This window comes from Cupriavidus taiwanensis (genome assembly GCF_900249755.1).
GTDB lineage: Bacteria > Pseudomonadota > Gammaproteobacteria > Burkholderiales > Burkholderiaceae > Cupriavidus > Cupriavidus taiwanensis_D.
This window is the reverse complement of sequence record NZ_LT976854.1, coordinates 1,427,964-1,443,157: the sequence shown is the minus strand read 5'-3', so window position 1 is coordinate 1,443,157 and position 15,194 is coordinate 1,427,964. Positions and strand designations below refer to the sequence as shown.

Below are 15,194 nucleotides of genomic sequence, written 5' to 3'. Positions count from 1 at the left end.
CATGCGTCCCAATTTCCTGCTTTCGCTGACGGCCGCCGCCGTCCTGACGTTCAGCCTGGCGGCCTGCTCCGACAAACCAGAACCGGTCGCCGAAGCGCCCAAGCTGCCGCCCGGCGTGATCCAGCCCGAGGGCAACCTGCAGAAGGGTTTGAAGGTGGCACCCGTGGCCACGTCCCCGTTCAGCGAGATGCTGCGCGTGGCCGGCCGCATCGACTTCGACGAACAGCGCGTCTCGCGCATCGGCGCCAGCGTGACCGGCCGCGTGACCGACCTCTATGCCACGCTGGGCCAGGAAGTGAAGGCCGGCCAGGTGCTGGCGCGCCTGCACAGCAGCGAGCTGGGCGCGGCGCAGATGGCGTTCCTGAAGAGCGAGGCCCAGACCGAGCTGCAGGGCCGCAACGCCGAGCGCGCGCGCCAGCTGTTTGCCGCCGACGTGATCGGCCGCGGCGAACTGCAGCGCCGCGAGAGCGAACTGGCGATCGCCTCGGCCGAGATGCGCGCCTACCGCGACCAGCTGCGCGTGCTGGGCATGTCGGCCGCATCGATCGCGCAGCTGGCCAAGAGCGGCAGCATCAACTCGCATTCGCCGGTGTATTCGAGCATCAGCGGCACCGTGGTCGAGCGCAACGTGGCGCAGGGCCAGGTGGTGCAGCCTGCCGACGCGCTCTACACCGTGGCGGACCTGTCGCGCGTATGGGTGGTGGCCGAAGTGCCCGAGCAGCAGGCCGCGCAGGTGGCCGAAGGCCAGAGCGTTGAGATCGAGGTGCCGTCGCTCGGCAACGGCGCCGGGCGCCAGACCATCACCGGCAAGCTGATCTACGTGGGCCGCACGGTCAACCCGCAATCGCGCACCGTGCTGGTCCGTACCGAGCTGGAGAACCGCGAAGGGCGGCTCAAGCCCGCCATGCTGGCCAGCATGCTGATTGCCGGCAAGCCGGTGGACCAGCTGGTGGTGCCGGCCGCGGCGGTGGTGCGCGACGGCAATGAAGAGCTGGTCTATGTCGAGATGCCGGGCAACAAGTACCGCCTGACCCGCGTCAAGCTGGGCGCGGAAAGCGACGGCATGCGCGTGGTCCAGAACGGCGTGAAGGCCGGCGACCGCATCGTGGTCGAGGGCGCCTTCCACCTGGACAACGAGCGCAAGCGCCTCGAGCAAGGGTAATCGACCATGATGAAATCCCTAGTCGAAGCCGCCATCAAGCAGCGGCTGGTGGTGTGCGTGATTGCCGTGGTGCTGTTCTTCTTCGGCTTGCGCGCTGCCACCAAGCTGTCGGTGGATGCGTTCCCGGACGTGACCAACGTGCAGGTGCAGATCGCCACCGAAGCCGCGGGCCGTTCGCCCGAGGAAGTCGAGCGCTTTGTCACCGTGCCGGTGGAAATGGCCATGACCGGCCTGCCCGGCCTGGAAGAGATGCGGTCGCTGAACAAGGCGGGCCTGTCGCTGATCACGCTGGTGTTCACCGATGCCACTGACGTGTACTTCGCGCGCCAGCTGGTGATGGAGCGGCTGATCGAAGTGGGCGGGCGCATGCCGGAAGGCGTGTCGCCGGTGCTGGGGCCGGTTTCCACCGGCCTGGGCGAGGTCTACCAGTACACGCTGGACCGCGCCGACGACGGCAACCGCGAACTGACCCAGGAAGAGCTGGCCGAGCGCCGCATCGCCCAGGACTGGGTGGTGCGCCCGCTGCTGCGCTCGATCCCCGGCGTGGCCGAGATCAACTCGCAGGGCGGTTACGTGCGCCAGTACCAGGCGCTGGTCAACCCCGAGCGCATGCGCCACTACCAGATCTCGATCCAGCAGGTCTACGAGGCGCTGGCGCGCAACAACGCCAACTCCGGCGGCGGCGTGCTGCCGCACTACGCCGAGCAGTACCTGATCCGCGGCGTCGGCCTGGCCAAGGGCGTCGACGACCTCGGCAGCATCGTGCTGAAGGAGGTCAACGGCACGCCGGTGTATCTGCGCGACGTGGCTAACGTCACCATCGGCCATGAGGTGCGGCAGGGCGCGCTGGTCAAGAACGGCCAGACCGAGGCGGTCGGCGGCATCGTTATGATGATGCGCGGCGGCAATGCCAAGGAAGTGGTCAGCCGCGTCAAGGCCCGCGTGGCCGAGATCAACGAGCGCGGCATGCTGCCGGGCAAGCTGCAGATCGTGCCGTACTACGACCGCAGCGAGCTGGTCGACGCCGCGCTGTGGACCGTGACCAAGGTGCTGCTCGAAGGCGTGGTGCTGGTGGTGATCGTGCTGTTCCTGTTCCTGGGCGACGTGCGTTCGTCGGTCATCGTGCTGGCCACGCTGGTGCTGACGCCATTGCTGACCTTCATGGTGATGAACGAGGCCGGGCTTTCCGCCAACCTGATGTCGCTGGGGGGGCTGGCGATCGCCATCGGCCTGATGGTCGACGGCTCGGTGGTGGTGGTCGAGAACGCGTTCGAGCGGCTCGGCCACAAGGAGCCCGGACTGACCAAGACCGAGATCCTGGTCAAGGCGGTGCAGGAAGTGGCCACGCCGGTGATCGTCGGCGTGGGCATCATCATCCTGGTGTTCCTGCCGCTGATGACGCTGTCGGGCATGGAAGGCAAGATGTTCGCGCCGCTGGCGTTCACCATCTCGATCGCGCTGGCGATCTCGCTGTTCCTGTCGCTGACGCTGTCGCCGGTGCTGTCGTCTTACCTGCTTAAGGGCGGCGCCGAGCATGACACGTTCCTGATTGCCTTCATGAAGCGCCACTACCTGCGCCTGCTGCACTGGGCGCTGGGCAACAGCCGCAAGACCGTGCTGGGCGCGGTCGGCGCCTTCATCGCCACGCTGCTGATCGTGCCGCTGCTGGGGACCTCGTTCATTCCGGAGATGAAGGAAGGCTCGATCGTGCCCGCGATCGACCGCGTGCCCAATATCTCGCTGGAAGAGTCGATCAAGCTGGAGAAGGAAGCCAACAAGCTGGTGCTGAGCGTGCCGGGCGTGAAGTCGGTGGTGTCCGGCGTCGGCCGCGGCGAAAGCCCGGCCGACCCGCAGGGCCAGAACGAATCGACCCCGATCGCCAGCCTGAAGGATCGCGACGCGTGGCCCGACGGCTGGACCCAGGACGATATCGCCAACGCCATCCGCGAAAAGCTCAAGGCGATACCGGGCGTGCAGATCGTGATGGCGCAGCCGATCTCGGACCGCGTTGACGAGATGGTCAGCGGCGTGCGCTCCGACGTGGCGGTGAAGGTGTTCGGCGATGACCTCGACAAGCTGCGCGAACTGGCGGGCGAGATCGCGCGCGTGGCCGGCGGCATCCAGGGCTCGCAAGACATCCGCATCGAGCGCGTGTCGGGCCAGCAGTACCTGTCGATCGAGATCGACCGGCAGGCGATTGCGCGCTACGGGCTCAACGTGTCGGACATCCATGACGTGATCGAGATCGCCATCGGCGGCAAGCGCGCCACCGACATCTTCGAAGGCGAGCGCCGCTTTGCCGCAGCAGTGCGGCTGCCGGAGGAGTTCCGCAACAACGTGCAGGCGATCCGCCAGCTGCTGGTGAACACGCCCGACGGCATGCAGGTGCCGCTGCAGAGCGTGGCCCGCATCGAGGTCAACGACGGTCCCGCGCAGATCAGCCGCGAAATGGCCAAGCGCCGCGTGGTGGTGATGATCAACGTGAAGGACCGCGACCTCGGCGGCTTCGTTGCCGAGCTGCAGCAGGCCGCCGACGCCAAGGTCAAGCTGCCCGAAGGCTACTACCTCGAGTGGGGCGGCCAGTTCCAGAACATGGAACGCGCCATGGGCCACCTGAAGATCATCGTGCCGGTCACCATCGCCGCGATCTTCTTCCTGCTGTTCCTGCTGTTCAACTCGCTGCGCTTTGCCACGCTGATCATCACGGTGCTGCCGTTCGCATCGATCGGCGGCATCATCGGGCTGTTCGTCACCGGCGAATACCTGTCGGTGCCGGCGTCGGTGGGCTTTATCGCGCTGTGGGGCATGGCGGTGCTGAACGGGGTGGTGCTGGTGTCGTATATCCGCACGCTGCGCGACTCGGGCCTGTCGCTCGATGACGCGGTGGTGCAGGGCGCAACGCAGCGGTTCCGCCCGGTGATGATGACCGCGACCATCGCGATGCTGGGGCTGGTGCCGTTCCTGTTCTCGACCGGTCCCGGCTCGGAAGTCCAGCGGCCGCTGGCGGTGGTGGTGATCGGCGGGCTGATTACGTCGACGCTGCTGACGCTGGTGATGGTGCCCACGCTGTATCGCTGGTTCGATGACCGCAAGCCGGACCCGACGCGGGACGTGCCGGTGTAGTTGCCGAACCGCGTGTTTGCTCCCCTCTCCCGCTCGCGGGAGAGGGGCCGGGGGTGAGGGCAGGGCGCAGGCATACCACCGGCCGCACTTCGTGGAGACTCCGGGCCCTCACCCCAACCCTCTCCCGCAAGCGGGAGAGGGAGCCGGCAAGCAGTCAATGATGGCGCTGCGTGCTTGGCCATCTGCTTTTCCAGAAAGACAACGCCCCATGCAAGCAGTGCCTTGCATGGGGCGTTTTTCTTTCCCATCGCTCAACCTACGCCAGCCGCATCTCCGCCTGCCGCGTCCACAGTTCCAGCATGAAGTCCGGCTCCAGATGGTGGATATGCCGATACAGCCCAGGCTGCGCGCCGATCGCTTCATGCACCGCCTGCGCGGTAATCTGCTGCTCGGTGAACGGGTGCCGGAAATGGCAGGCGACGATGACGCCGTCGTCGGCCAGCGTGCGCGCGGCCATCGCTGCGACTTCCAGCCAGTCCGGCTTGGGAAAGTAGTAGCCCAGTTCGGAAAACACCATCAGGTCGAAGCTGCCTTCCGGCCATTGCTGCGGCAGTTCGCCGGTCAGCACGCGTGCGTGCGGGAACGGTGCCAGCCGTTGCCGCGCCTGCTCGGCCGCGGTCTCGGCCAGTTCCATTGCCACCAGCGCATCGCAGCGCGGCGCCAGCGCCGCGCTCAGGTGGCCGCCGCCGCAGCCGGGCTCGAAGGCGCGGGCGAAGCGCTCGCGCGGCAGCGTGGCCAGCAGCAGGGCGCGCTTGCGCGCTTCGTACCAGCGCGTGCCGATGCCCCAGGGATCTTCATTGCGGCCGTACAGGCCGGCGAAATAGTCGCGGTCGACCGGCATGGCGGCAGCCCTCAGTAGCCGTAGTACGGCGCCTCGCGGTAGTAGCCGGAAGGCTGCGGGCCGCACGGCACGTAGGCGCGGTCGTAGTCGCGGTAGCAATAGCCCGGCGGCACCGCCGGCGCGGCGTACGAAACCGGCGCGGGGGCGTAGGTGACGGGCGGGGGCGCCACCGGCGCCGCCATGACCGGACCCGAGGCCAGCATCGCACCCAGCGCCAGGCCGGCGAGCGCGCCGACCGCCAGCACGGCACCGGCGTTGGAGCCGCCGTGGTGATGGTGCCGGCCGCGCGCGGACGCGGAACCGGCGGCTAGCAGCGATGCGGCCAGCACCGCCGCGGCGACGATTCGGGTGGAGGGGCGCATTTGGAACTCCTTGTGATGCACAGCTTGTGTTCCTGAATGATGGACGCAAACCGGCGTTCAAGGTGTTTCGGCGCACGGGCCGACTTGTTAGCTTTGTAACCGCGGCTTCTGGGAACCGCCATTTTTAACCGAGTGTAAGACGCGGTAAAGCGGCGTGTCCAAAACGGCTTACCCCAGCGTTTCGGCCAGCGCGCCGAGCCCGCGCGCGCTGGCGGCGAGTTCGCCGGCCAGGGCCGCGACCAGTTCCGCCGCCGGCAGCGCGCGCGCCAGCGGCGCGGCCTGGCCGGCCCACTGCGCGGCAAAGTCGGCGCTGCCGCGCGCCCTGGCGGCGGCGTGCAGCGCCTTGCCGGCATCGTAGGCGGTGGGGTAGTCGGGCGTGGCGGGCGCGCCGGCTGCCGCGCCCAGTTCGGTAAAGCGGTTGGCCAGGCCGCGCGCATGGCGCCCGGAGATGGCGCGTGTCAGCACGGTCGGGCGCTTGCGCTGCAGCAGCGCGTCGCGGTAGGGGCCGTCGGCGATGGTTTCGGGGCAGGCGATGAAGGCGGTGCCGAGCTGCGCCGCCTGCGCGCCGAGCGCCAGCGCCGCGGCGATGCCGGCGCCGTCCATGATGCCGCCCGCGGCGATCACCGGCACGCGGGTCTGCGTCGACAGCACGCGTACCAGTGCCAAGGTGCCCAGTCCCTCGTCGACGGCGGCCGGGTCGAACACGCCGCGATGCCCGCCGGCCTCGATGCCCTGCGCAACGATGGCGTCGATGCCGGCGGCCTCGATGGCGCGCGCTTCATCGAGCGAGGTGGCGCTGGCCAGCAGCACGATGCCGGCATCGCGCAGCGCGCGGATCCGGCCCGCATCGGGCAGCCCGAAATGGAAGCTGACCACGGCCGGGCGTTCTTCCAGCAGCATCGCGTGCATGGCGTCGTCGGTCACGTAGCTGCGGTAGATCTCGCGCAGCGTCGCCGGCGGGGTCGCGCCGAACTCGGCAAAGCGCGGCGCGAGGTAGGCCAGCCATGCCTGCTCGCGCGCGGCATCGGCGACGGCCGGCGCATGGCAGAACACGTTGACGTTGAACGGCCCGCTGGTCAGCGCGCGGGTCTCGCGGATGGACTTGCGCGCGGCTTCGGCGTCCATCGCGCCAACGCCGAGCGAACCGAGCCCGCCGGCATTGGTGACGGCCGCGGCCAGCGCGGGCGTGCTGACACCGGCCATCGGTGCCTGGATGATCGGGGTGCGGATGCCAAGCCTGCGCAGCAGCGGCAGCCGGTCGGCGGTGGAGGGGGAGTGGGTCACTTGGCGCTCCTGGTCAGGGTCGATGGCGATGGTGCGGAAGGTGGGACGGCTGGGTCAGCCAGCGCGCAGTTCGCGCACGAAGGCGTCGCAGGCGTGCGTGGCATAGCCGGCACGCTTGACGATATAGGTGTGCACCGCGCGCACCGGCACGGTCTGCACGTCGACGGCGTCGCGGTGCAGCGCCAGCAGCGAGCGCGGCAGGATCGCCATCGCCGTGCCGGCGCTGACGCAGGCCAGCATGGCGTGGTACGACGGCATCTCGGTGATGGCCAGGCGCTGGCGCATATCGTCGCTGCCTTGCGCCAGCCAGGCTTCGGCGCACTGGCGGTAGGTGCAGCCCTTCGGGAAGGCGGCCAGGCGGCGCAATGCCACATCCTTCGGCCCGCGCACCTTGGGGTGGCTGGCCGGCAGCACCAGCTGCAGGTGTTCGGTGAACAGGTAGGTGCCTTCGAGCCCCGGGGCCAGTTCGTCCATGTCGGCCGCGCGCGCCGGCCCTTCGCCCGGATGCGCGACCACGGCGCAATCCAGCCGGTGGTCGAGCACGGCATCGACCAGCGCACGCGAGGTGCCGGTCCGGATCTCGATCTCCACGCCGGGCCAGGCCGCGTGGAAGCGTGCCAATGGCATCGGCAGGCGGTTGGCGGCGGCGCTTTCCATGGTACCGATGCGCAGGCGGCCCGACGGCGCGGCGCCCTGCACCGACTGCCGCGCTTCTTCCGCCAGCGCCAGCATCTGGTTGGCATAGGCGAGCAGCCGGTGGCCCTCGGGCGTCAGCAGCATGCGCTTGCTGTCGCGCTGGAACAGGGCCACGCCCAGCGCTTCTTCCAGTTGCTTGACGCGCGTGGTGACGTTGGACTGCACCCGGTCCAGCAGCCGCGCGGCGCGGGTGATGCTCTGCTCCGTGGCGACGGCGCGGAAGATTTCGAGTTCAGCCAGTTCCATCGGGCGCGGCAGGGAGTGGATGGGGGGACTTCAATATTCTCAACTGGAGAATATAGTAATACAAAAATTCTCCATATGAGAATATAAAGAAATCCCCCCTGCCGCGGCGCACGCTCAGGCCGGCGCCATCTCCCGGGGCCAGCCTGCCGGCGCAAGTACGCTGTCGAGCCCCGCTTGTGCGAAGTCCGGCCCCCAGTTCATGCGTTCCATGCGCAGCACTTCCACCTGTGTGATGCCGACTGCCGCGAACACATACTTCAGGTATGGCGTCAGGAAATCCTGCTGACTTCCGGGGCCTTCGCGGAACGGGCCGCCGCACGAGACCAGCGCCAGCACCGGCCGGTCCGCCAGCATGCCGACCTTGCCGGCCGGCGTGTTGCGGAAGGTGCGGTTGGGCCGCACCACCAGGTCGATCCACGCCTTGAGCGCCGACGGCACGGTGAAGTTGTGCATCGGCGTCGAGATCAGCACGGCGTCGGCCGATTCCAGCTCGGCGATCAGCGTTTCCGACAGCGCCAGCGCGGCTTGCTCGGCCGGGCCGCGCTGCTCGGGCGGCATCAGGCTGGCTTCGACGGTGGCCCGGTCCGGATGCGGCAGCGGCTGGCGCGCCAGGTCGCGCTCGATCACGCGCAGCGAACCGGCGCCGATCTGCTTCAGCAGGCGCGCTGCAGCCTGCCGGCTGTTCGAGGCCTCGCCGCGGCTGCTGGCGCTGAGGTGAAGCAAGGTAGTCATCGGTGGTTGTCCTCCAGCGGGAAATGGAAATGCAGCGCGCCGGCCAGCAGGCCGTTGCGGTAGTAGAAGCGGTGGCCCAGCACGTTGGCCAGCGGCGTATCGAGAACCAGCGAGCGGCAGCCTGCCTGGCGCGCCTCCAGTTTCAGCCGGTCCATCACTTGCTGCCCGTGGCCGCTGCTGCGCGCGTCGGCGTCGGTGACGAGGTCATCGACGTAGACGTGCACGCCGCGCACCAGGTTCTCCTGCAGGCGCCAGCCGGCCAGCGCAACCGGCTTGCCTTGGTCCCACAGCACCAGCAGGCGATAGCCCGTGGCCGCCTGGCGGCGCCAGCGCGCCACCAGTTCATCGGCAGAGGCCAGGTGCGGGCGCAATTGCCGCATCAGCGCAAAACAGGCGGCCACTTCGCTGTCATTGTCGACATGCCGGAGTCCGGTGTGCGGGGCGGTGGCGGCGTTCATGCGGCACTCCCTGCCGGTTCCGCGGGCGGCGGCGGAAACTGCAGGCCGGCGGCAATGCGGTTCCATGCCTGGATCGCGGCGATCGAAGCGGCCAGGTAGGGGATCTCGGCTTCGCTGAAATGCTCGCGCACGCGCGCCAGCGCCTGCTGGCGCTCGTGTTCCGCGCCGGCGCCCGCGGTGGCGCCCAGCACCGTCAGCGCCTCGGCCCAGGCCAGTGCCGCCTGCTCGCGCGCGGAATGGACGCCGGCCTCGCGCCAGACCGCGACCAGGTCAAGCTTGCGCGCATCCACGCCATGCCGTCGCGCCAGGTTCAGGTGGAACTGCAGGCAGAAGGCGCAGCCGTTGAGCTGCGACACGCGCACCTTGATCAGCTCGGTCAGCGGCTTGTCGAGTCCCGAGTCGTCCACGGCGGTGCGAAGCGCGCGCAGCGCCGCGTACACGGCGGGGGCGGCGCGGGTGAATGAATCGAACGTCATGCTGGCATGCGGGTCTGGCATTGCTGGCCTCCTTCGGCGGACCGGGTTAATATCAGAGCACGAACATAATATAAGAGTTCTGACATTATGCGCAAGACAGCGAACAAGCGCGGCGCCGTGGCCGCGGTCCCGACTGCGGTGCCGGCGCCCGGCGAAGGCAAGCGCGGCGAAAGCGGCCACCTTGGCTACCTGCTGCGCCAGGCCGGCGCGGCCAACCGGCTGCGCATGGAACGGGCGCTGGCGGACCTGAACGTGACGCCGCCGCAGTTCGTGGTGCTGACCATGCTGGGCGCGTATCCGGGGCTGTCGGGAGCCGACCTGGCGCGGCTGGCGCTGCTGACGCCGCAGACCGTCAGCGTGATCGTCGGCAACCTGGAGAAGGCGGGGCATATCGAGCGCACGCCGCATCCGGTGCACGGCCGCATCCAGACCATCGCGCTGTCGGCGCGGGGCAAGGCGTTGCTGGGACAGTGCCGCGAGCGGGTCATGGCCAACGAGGCCCGCCTCGCGGCGGGCCTGTCGGCTCAGGAAGAGCAGGTGATCCGCCGCTGGCTGGTGGCGGTGGCGGTGGAAGACGCCGCGGCGGCGGCCGCGTTGTAGCGGCCAGGCATGGCGGCGCTGCCGCGGAGCCTCAGCCGGTTGCCAGCGCGCGCTCCGGCTCCGGGCCGAACGGCGGCATGTTCTCCAGCCGCAGCGATTGCGGCACCGACAGCGAGATGCCCTCGGCGCGCAGCCGCTTGAGGATCTCGAACAGCAGGTCGCTGCGCGTGGCCGCGGCGATGCGCGGGCTGCCGACATAGCCGGTCACCGACAGCGTGATGCCGTTGGGCGCGAGCTGGCTGAACATCACCGACGGCGCGGGCACGTCGAGGATGCTTTCGTTTTCGCGGTAGACGTCGAGCAGCAGGTCGCGCAACTGCTCGGGGTCGGTGTTCAGCGGGAAGGTGAGCTGCAGCGAAGCCACCCCCTGGGTGCTGTTGCTCATGGTGACGTTGCGCAGGTTCTGCGAGATCAGCTGCGAATTGGGCACGATCACGGTGGAGCGGTCGCCCAACTGGATCTCGGTGGCGCGCACGTTGATGCGTCGGATGTCGCCCTCGACCCCGGCGATGCTGACCATGTCGCCCACCTTGACCGGGCGCTCGGTCAGCAGGATCAGCCCCGACACGAAGTTCTTCACGATCTCCTGCAGGCCGAAGCCGATGCCGACCGACAGCGCGCTGACGATCCACGCCAGGTTGTCCCAGCGCACGCCCAGCAGCGACAGCGTCAGCAGCACCAGCAGCACGTAGCCGACATTGCTGAACAGCGTGATCAGCGACGCGCGCAGCCCCGGCTCCATGCACAGCTTGGGCAGCAGCTCCGCATCCAGCCAGCGCCGCACCGTGCGCAGCAGCCAGATGCCCACGCCCAGCGCGACCAGCGCGTTCAGGATGCGCTCGGGCATGATGTTCAGGCTGCGCAGCTTTTCGCCGCCCAGCACGGTGACCAGGCTGTCGACCAGGTCCGCCGGGGTGGTGCCGAAGCCGCCAGTCAGCAGCGCCACCACGGCCAGCAGCAGCAACAGGCTGGCGCCGATGCCGGACAGGATGGTGGCGGTCTGTTCCAGGCGCGCATCGTCGACCCCGAACAGCTGCTTGATCACCTGCCCGCTGGTGTGCTGGGTCGAGAACAGGCTTTCGAACAGGTCGCGCGTGACCTGGGTCAGCAGGTACAGGCTGCACAGCACGATGTCGAACCAGACCAGCTCATAGGTCAGGAAGCGCGCAAAGCTGATATAGCCGGCCAGCAGCGCCACCATCGACACGATCACGATCAGCGTGACGCCGGCGTGGATCATGCCCGCCAGCGTGGCGCGCGCCTCGGGCTGCTCGCCCGCCGCCGCCAGCTCGTTGCGCACGCGGTTGGCGCGCAGCAGCGCCGCGCCGATGGTCAGCACCACCACCAGCGAGACCAGCCCGCGCCCCAGCAGCGTGACCTGCACGCTGGTATCGGCAATGCGGTTGAGCTGTTCCAGCGTGCCGGCCAGCAGCAACAGCCCGGCCAGCACCGCGGGGAACGGCTTCATCGCCCGCGCCACGGGATCGGCCAGCGCGGGCAGCCGCCACGAGGGGTGGCGCGTGCACAGCAGCGCGCGCCCCAGGCCCGCGATCAGCGCGCTGGTCAGGGTCAGCTTGACCAGCCCGCCGTACAGCGTCATCAGGTCCGGCGGCAGTTCATAGTTGCGCGTGAAGGCGTTGTAGACGATCTGCACCGCCAGCCCCGTGGTGGCCACGGTCGCGAGCGTGGTGGCCAGCGCCAGGGCGCTGCGCCGCAGCCGGGTCGGCGGCAGCTTGTTCAGGCAGAACCAGGCCAGCGCGCGTTCGGCCAGGCGCTTGCCCAGCAGCCACACGCCCAGCGCAAGCAGCAGCAGCGCGATGGTGGCGGCGCGCTGCGACGGCTGCCACGCCAGCTGCACCATCGGCACGACCTGGTCCAGGAACGCGGCCATGCGCGCGCGGTCCTCGGCGGCAGGGCTGACCATCGGCTTCCAGAACTGCGGGTTGAGGATGCTGTCCGAGCGCAGCGCCAGCTGGTCTTTCATCTGGCTGCGCTGCAGCCGCCCGATCTGCCCGCTCAGGTTGGCGATATTCTCCTTGCTCTCGGCCGCCTGCTTGAGCTGCGCATCGAGCTGCATGCGCCGCGCATTCAGCTCGGCGCGCTGCCGTACCACGGCCGGTGCTTCCCTGGTGATGCCGTCGGACGGCGGCGGGCCCAGCACGTCAAGCTGCGCCTGCAGCTGGTCGCGCTGCGGGGCCAGCGCGGCGGACAGCTTGTCGACCTCCGCGTCGAGCTGGTGCAGGTCATGGTCCAGCTCGTCCAGCTTGGTGTTGCCCTCGGGGTCCGAGGCCCGCTGCTTGATGCGGTCCTGCTCGGTCTGCAGGCGCTTGAGTTCGGCGGTGGCTTCGGCGTGCGTGAGGGCGGGCGGCTGTTGCGCCTCGGTCGCGGAAGCGGCCTCGGATGCCGGCGCCGCGCTCGCGGCGGGCAAGGTGGCTGGCAGCAGCTGGCATAGCGCGGCGAGCGCAAGGCCCAGTGCGAGCCGTGAAACGTTGCTCATGGCGGAATCTCGTCGGATGCGGGAATGGCCGGGATGCCGGCGATGATCACGCGAGGGGACCGCTGCTCGCTGGCGATCCTCCCGGCGCATGGGGTGGCCAGGCCGGATGCGATCGCGCAGGGGCATCGCAGCGGCTGGCCGCGGCGGGACCGATGCAACCGGCCTGCCGCGATTCGCGAAATTATAGGAAAGCGCATGCGCCACCCCGCCGGATACTGCGGCGGATCGGGCACACTGTGACAAATTGATACGCATCCGTGGGTGCACTTGCCGAGCGCCGGCATGCCCGCTGCCATCGCAGTAACATCACGGACTTCGGGCCGTGCGCGGCCCGTTGTCATCCTTCCCGACATCTTCAGGAGAACGCATGGCGGTTGCTTCAGGCACCGAAAAGACCCGGCTCGACGGCGCAGCCGGACCGATCGAACTGCTGCTCGACCGGCCCGCGGGCAATCCGCGCGGCATTGCCGTGGTGGGCCATCCGCATCCGTTGCTGGGCGGCTCGGCCACGCACAAGGTGCCGCACCAGCTGGCCAAGGCGCTGGTGGCGCGCGGCTACCTGACCGTGCGGCCGAATTTTCGCGGCGTGGAAGGTTCCGGCGGCGCGCATGACCAGGGGCGCGGCGAGACGCAGGACATGCTCGCGGTGGTCGCGCATCTGCGCGAGGCGCATCCCGGCCTGCCGCTGGCGCTGGCCGGCTTTTCCTTCGGCGCCTTCGTCATGACGCATGTGGCCGCCGCGCTGGCGGCGCAAGCCGTGCCGATCCGCCACTTGGTGCTTGCCGGCACCCCGTATGGCGTGGTGAAAGGCCATCGCAGCTACGACACGCCCGCCGTGCCGGCCGATTGCCTGGTGGTCCATGGCGAGCGCGACGAGCGCGCCGGGCTGGCCGCCTTGTTCGACTGGGCGCGGCCGCAGGCGCTGCCGGTGGTAGTGGTGCCGGGCGCGGATCACTTCTTCACCGGCAAGCTGCCGCTGCTGGTTCGCATCGTCGGCGGCTACCTCGACCGGCCCGCGCACGGCGCGACCATGTAAAAACTTCGTTTCTCCCCGCGGTTGCGCGGCACGCCGGCATGGTGCCGCGCCGCGCCGCGGCCCGGCGCGAGGCATGGATGATGCTACCGATAGCAGACACGGCGCCACAGATGGCGCCAGGCATGACGCATCCCATGCGTCCAGATCGGAGGCTATCCATGAAAGACTATCCACCGTCGGAAATCAGGGAAACGTGGCGCAACCGGGGCTACGGCGAGCCCGGCGATACCCGCCAGGCACACCACTGGCGCAGCGGCAATCCGGGCGGCGCAGGCTTTGGCTACGGCCAGGCGCGCTATGGCACGGAAGACGGCGAGGGGCCGGAAGACCGCTACCGTCCCGGCGCGCCGGTGCGCACCGCATCGCGCCGGCTGCCCAAGAACTACCAGCGCACCGACGCGCGCATCCGCGACGACCTGTGCGAACGGCTGGCGCACGCCGACGACGACGTCTCGGATGTGACCGTCGACGTGGGCTCTGGCATCGTCACGCTGACCGGCACCGTGGCCGACCGCGGCATCAAGTACCGCATCGAAGAGCTGGCCGAGGACGTGCTCGGCGTCAACGAGGTCCGCAACAACCTGCAGGTGGCGCGCCGCGCGGGCGGTGCGCAGGATGGGCAGCGCGACGCGGGCACGGGCAGGGTGCCCGGCCAGCGGCAACTGGGCCAGTCGGCCGGCCGGCGCGAGCCGGTGGGAGAGGTCGCGTCGGACGTGCTGTATATCGTGCAGTCGCGCGACGGGCGCTTCCTGGGCGCGGAGTCCGGCGAGGCCGTGCTGGTGCCGGGGATCGCCCAGGCCGGCTTGTTCGACGACCCGGATGAAGCGCGCGCCGCGGCGCAGGAGCATTGCGCCCGCGGCTACCGCATCCTGGCGACGCGGCGCTGACAACGTGCCGCGCTAGGCGTTGGGCACGGCAGGCGCGCTGGCCGGATCGGGGTGGATCTGCATCACCGCGGCGCGCTTTTCCAGCAGGTGCTGGCGCAGGATCGACGCCAGGCGCTTGCCGTCGCGGGCTTCCAGCGCGCGGATCATTTCTTCGTGGTCGTGCACCGCGCGGTCCCACTTGTCGGTCTGGTGGTTGGAGCGAAAGCGCATCGCCTTGAGCCGCCGGTTCAGCGTCAGGTAGGTCTGCAGCAGCGTCTGGTTGCGCGCCGCCGCGGCGATGCGGTCATGGATCTCCTGGTTGCGGCTGTAGTAGCCCGGCAAGTCATTGCGCGCGTGGCAGGCCAGCATGGCGTAATGCAGCGCCTTGATCTCGGCCAGTTCGGGTGCGGTGATGCGCTCGCACGCCAGCTCGCCGGCAAAGGCCTCCAGGCCGCTCATCAGCTCGAACGCCTCCCACGCCTCGGCCTCGCTCATGCGCGAGACGCTGGCGCCGCGGTTGGGCGAGATCTCGATCAGCCCCTCGGCGGCAAGCACCTTGAGCGCCTCGCGCAGCGGCGTGCGCGAGATCCCGAGCGTTTCGCACAGTTCGCGCTCGTTCAGCTTCATGCCCGGCGCCAGCACCCCTTCGACGATAAAGTTGCGCAGGTGGTCGACCACGGTGTCGTGCAGCCGCTGGCGCACCACCTTGGGCAGGAGCGGGGCGGCGGCCGCGCCGGTGCCGTCCGTAGGTTGCATGCAAGGTCCCTGTCATTAGCGTGGTGCCATTCTAAGACATTGCCGCCTTGCCGCAACGC

The 15,194-nt window shown here is 69.3% G+C and carries 14 protein-coding genes; 5 read left to right on the top strand and 9 right to left on the bottom strand.

What is annotated here, in order from left to right:
- The first annotated feature begins 1 nt into the window (after position 1).
- Both CBM2594_RS22175 and CBM2594_RS22170 read left to right on the top strand, forming a co-directional pair.
- Positions 2–1,162 carry an efflux RND transporter periplasmic adaptor subunit gene (locus CBM2594_RS22175; RefSeq protein ID WP_116358915.1) on the top strand — a complete coding sequence of 387 codons (1,161 nt, stop codon included), beginning with the start codon at positions 2–4 and terminating at the stop codon, positions 1,160–1,162.
- Positions 1,163–1,168: 6 nt separating this feature from the next.
- Entirely contained in the window at positions 1,169–4,285 is a 3,117-nt protein-coding gene (locus tag CBM2594_RS22170) for an efflux RND transporter permease subunit (protein WP_116358914.1), read from the top strand.
- Positions 4,286–4,541: 256 nt separating this feature from the next.
- Here CBM2594_RS22170 and CBM2594_RS22165 read toward each other — a convergent pair whose 3' ends face one another.
- The 7 genes from CBM2594_RS22165 to CBM2594_RS22135 form a co-directional block, all read right to left on the bottom strand.
- Positions 4,542–5,126, bottom strand: coding sequence for a class I SAM-dependent DNA methyltransferase (locus CBM2594_RS22165; protein ID WP_116358913.1), 585 nt, complete (start codon positions 5,124–5,126; stop codon positions 4,542–4,544).
- 11 nt (positions 5,127–5,137) lie between these two features.
- Positions 5,138–5,488, bottom strand: coding sequence for a mechanosensitive ion channel protein MscS (locus CBM2594_RS22160; protein WP_116358912.1), 351 nt, complete (start codon positions 5,486–5,488; stop codon positions 5,138–5,140).
- A 168-nt stretch (positions 5,489–5,656) separates the two neighbouring features.
- Positions 5,657–6,772, bottom strand: coding sequence for an NAD(P)H-dependent flavin oxidoreductase (locus CBM2594_RS22155; RefSeq protein ID WP_116358911.1), 1,116 nt, complete (start codon positions 6,770–6,772; stop codon positions 5,657–5,659).
- Between the two features lie 54 nt (positions 6,773–6,826).
- Positions 6,827–7,714 carry a LysR family transcriptional regulator gene (locus CBM2594_RS22150; RefSeq protein ID WP_116358910.1) on the bottom strand — a complete coding sequence of 296 codons (888 nt, stop codon included), beginning with the start codon at positions 7,712–7,714 and terminating at the stop codon, positions 6,827–6,829.
- Positions 7,715–7,828: 114 nt separating this feature from the next.
- Positions 7,829–8,446, bottom strand: coding sequence for an FMN-dependent NADH-azoreductase (locus tag CBM2594_RS22145; protein ID WP_116358909.1), 618 nt, complete (start codon positions 8,444–8,446; stop codon positions 7,829–7,831).
- On the bottom strand, positions 8,443–8,904 hold the full coding sequence (locus CBM2594_RS22140) for a GNAT family N-acetyltransferase (RefSeq protein ID WP_116358908.1): 462 nt from the start codon (positions 8,902–8,904) through the stop codon (positions 8,443–8,445). Before CBM2594_RS22140 ends, CBM2594_RS22145 begins: the two co-directional genes overlap by 4 nt.
- A complete protein-coding gene (locus CBM2594_RS22135; RefSeq protein ID WP_116358907.1) occupies positions 8,901–9,401 on the bottom strand; it encodes a carboxymuconolactone decarboxylase family protein in 501 nt (166 codons plus the stop codon). Before CBM2594_RS22135 ends, CBM2594_RS22140 begins: the two co-directional genes overlap by 4 nt.
- Positions 9,402–9,467: 66 nt before the next feature.
- Here CBM2594_RS22135 and CBM2594_RS22130 point away from each other — a divergent pair, with 66 nt between their 5' ends.
- The gene (locus CBM2594_RS22130; RefSeq protein ID WP_116358906.1) at positions 9,468–9,980 is read left to right on the top strand and encodes a MarR family winged helix-turn-helix transcriptional regulator; all 513 of its coding nucleotides are present in this window, start codon (positions 9,468–9,470) and stop codon (positions 9,978–9,980) included.
- A gap of 31 nt (positions 9,981–10,011) precedes the next feature.
- On the opposite strand, the gene CBM2594_RS22125 is transcribed toward CBM2594_RS22130, so the two are convergent.
- Positions 10,012–12,477, bottom strand: coding sequence for a DUF3772 domain-containing protein (locus CBM2594_RS22125; protein WP_116358905.1), 2,466 nt, complete (start codon positions 12,475–12,477; stop codon positions 10,012–10,014).
- A gap of 367 nt (positions 12,478–12,844) precedes the next feature.
- Between CBM2594_RS22125 and CBM2594_RS22120 the strand changes: the two genes are divergently transcribed.
- Both CBM2594_RS22120 and CBM2594_RS22115 read left to right on the top strand, forming a co-directional pair.
- Complete coding sequence (locus CBM2594_RS22120) at positions 12,845–13,513, top strand: alpha/beta hydrolase (RefSeq protein ID WP_116358904.1); 669 nt, start codon at positions 12,845–12,847, stop codon at positions 13,511–13,513.
- A 158-nt stretch (positions 13,514–13,671) separates the two neighbouring features.
- Positions 13,672–14,400, top strand: a complete 729-nt coding sequence (locus CBM2594_RS22115) for a BON domain-containing protein (RefSeq protein WP_116358903.1) — start codon at positions 13,672–13,674, stop codon at positions 14,398–14,400.
- A gap of 12 nt (positions 14,401–14,412) precedes the next feature.
- On the opposite strand, the gene CBM2594_RS22110 is transcribed toward CBM2594_RS22115, so the two are convergent.
- Positions 14,413–15,135, bottom strand: a complete 723-nt coding sequence (locus CBM2594_RS22110) for a GntR family transcriptional regulator (protein WP_012356354.1) — start codon at positions 15,133–15,135, stop codon at positions 14,413–14,415.
- Positions 15,136–15,194 lie beyond the last annotated feature (59 nt).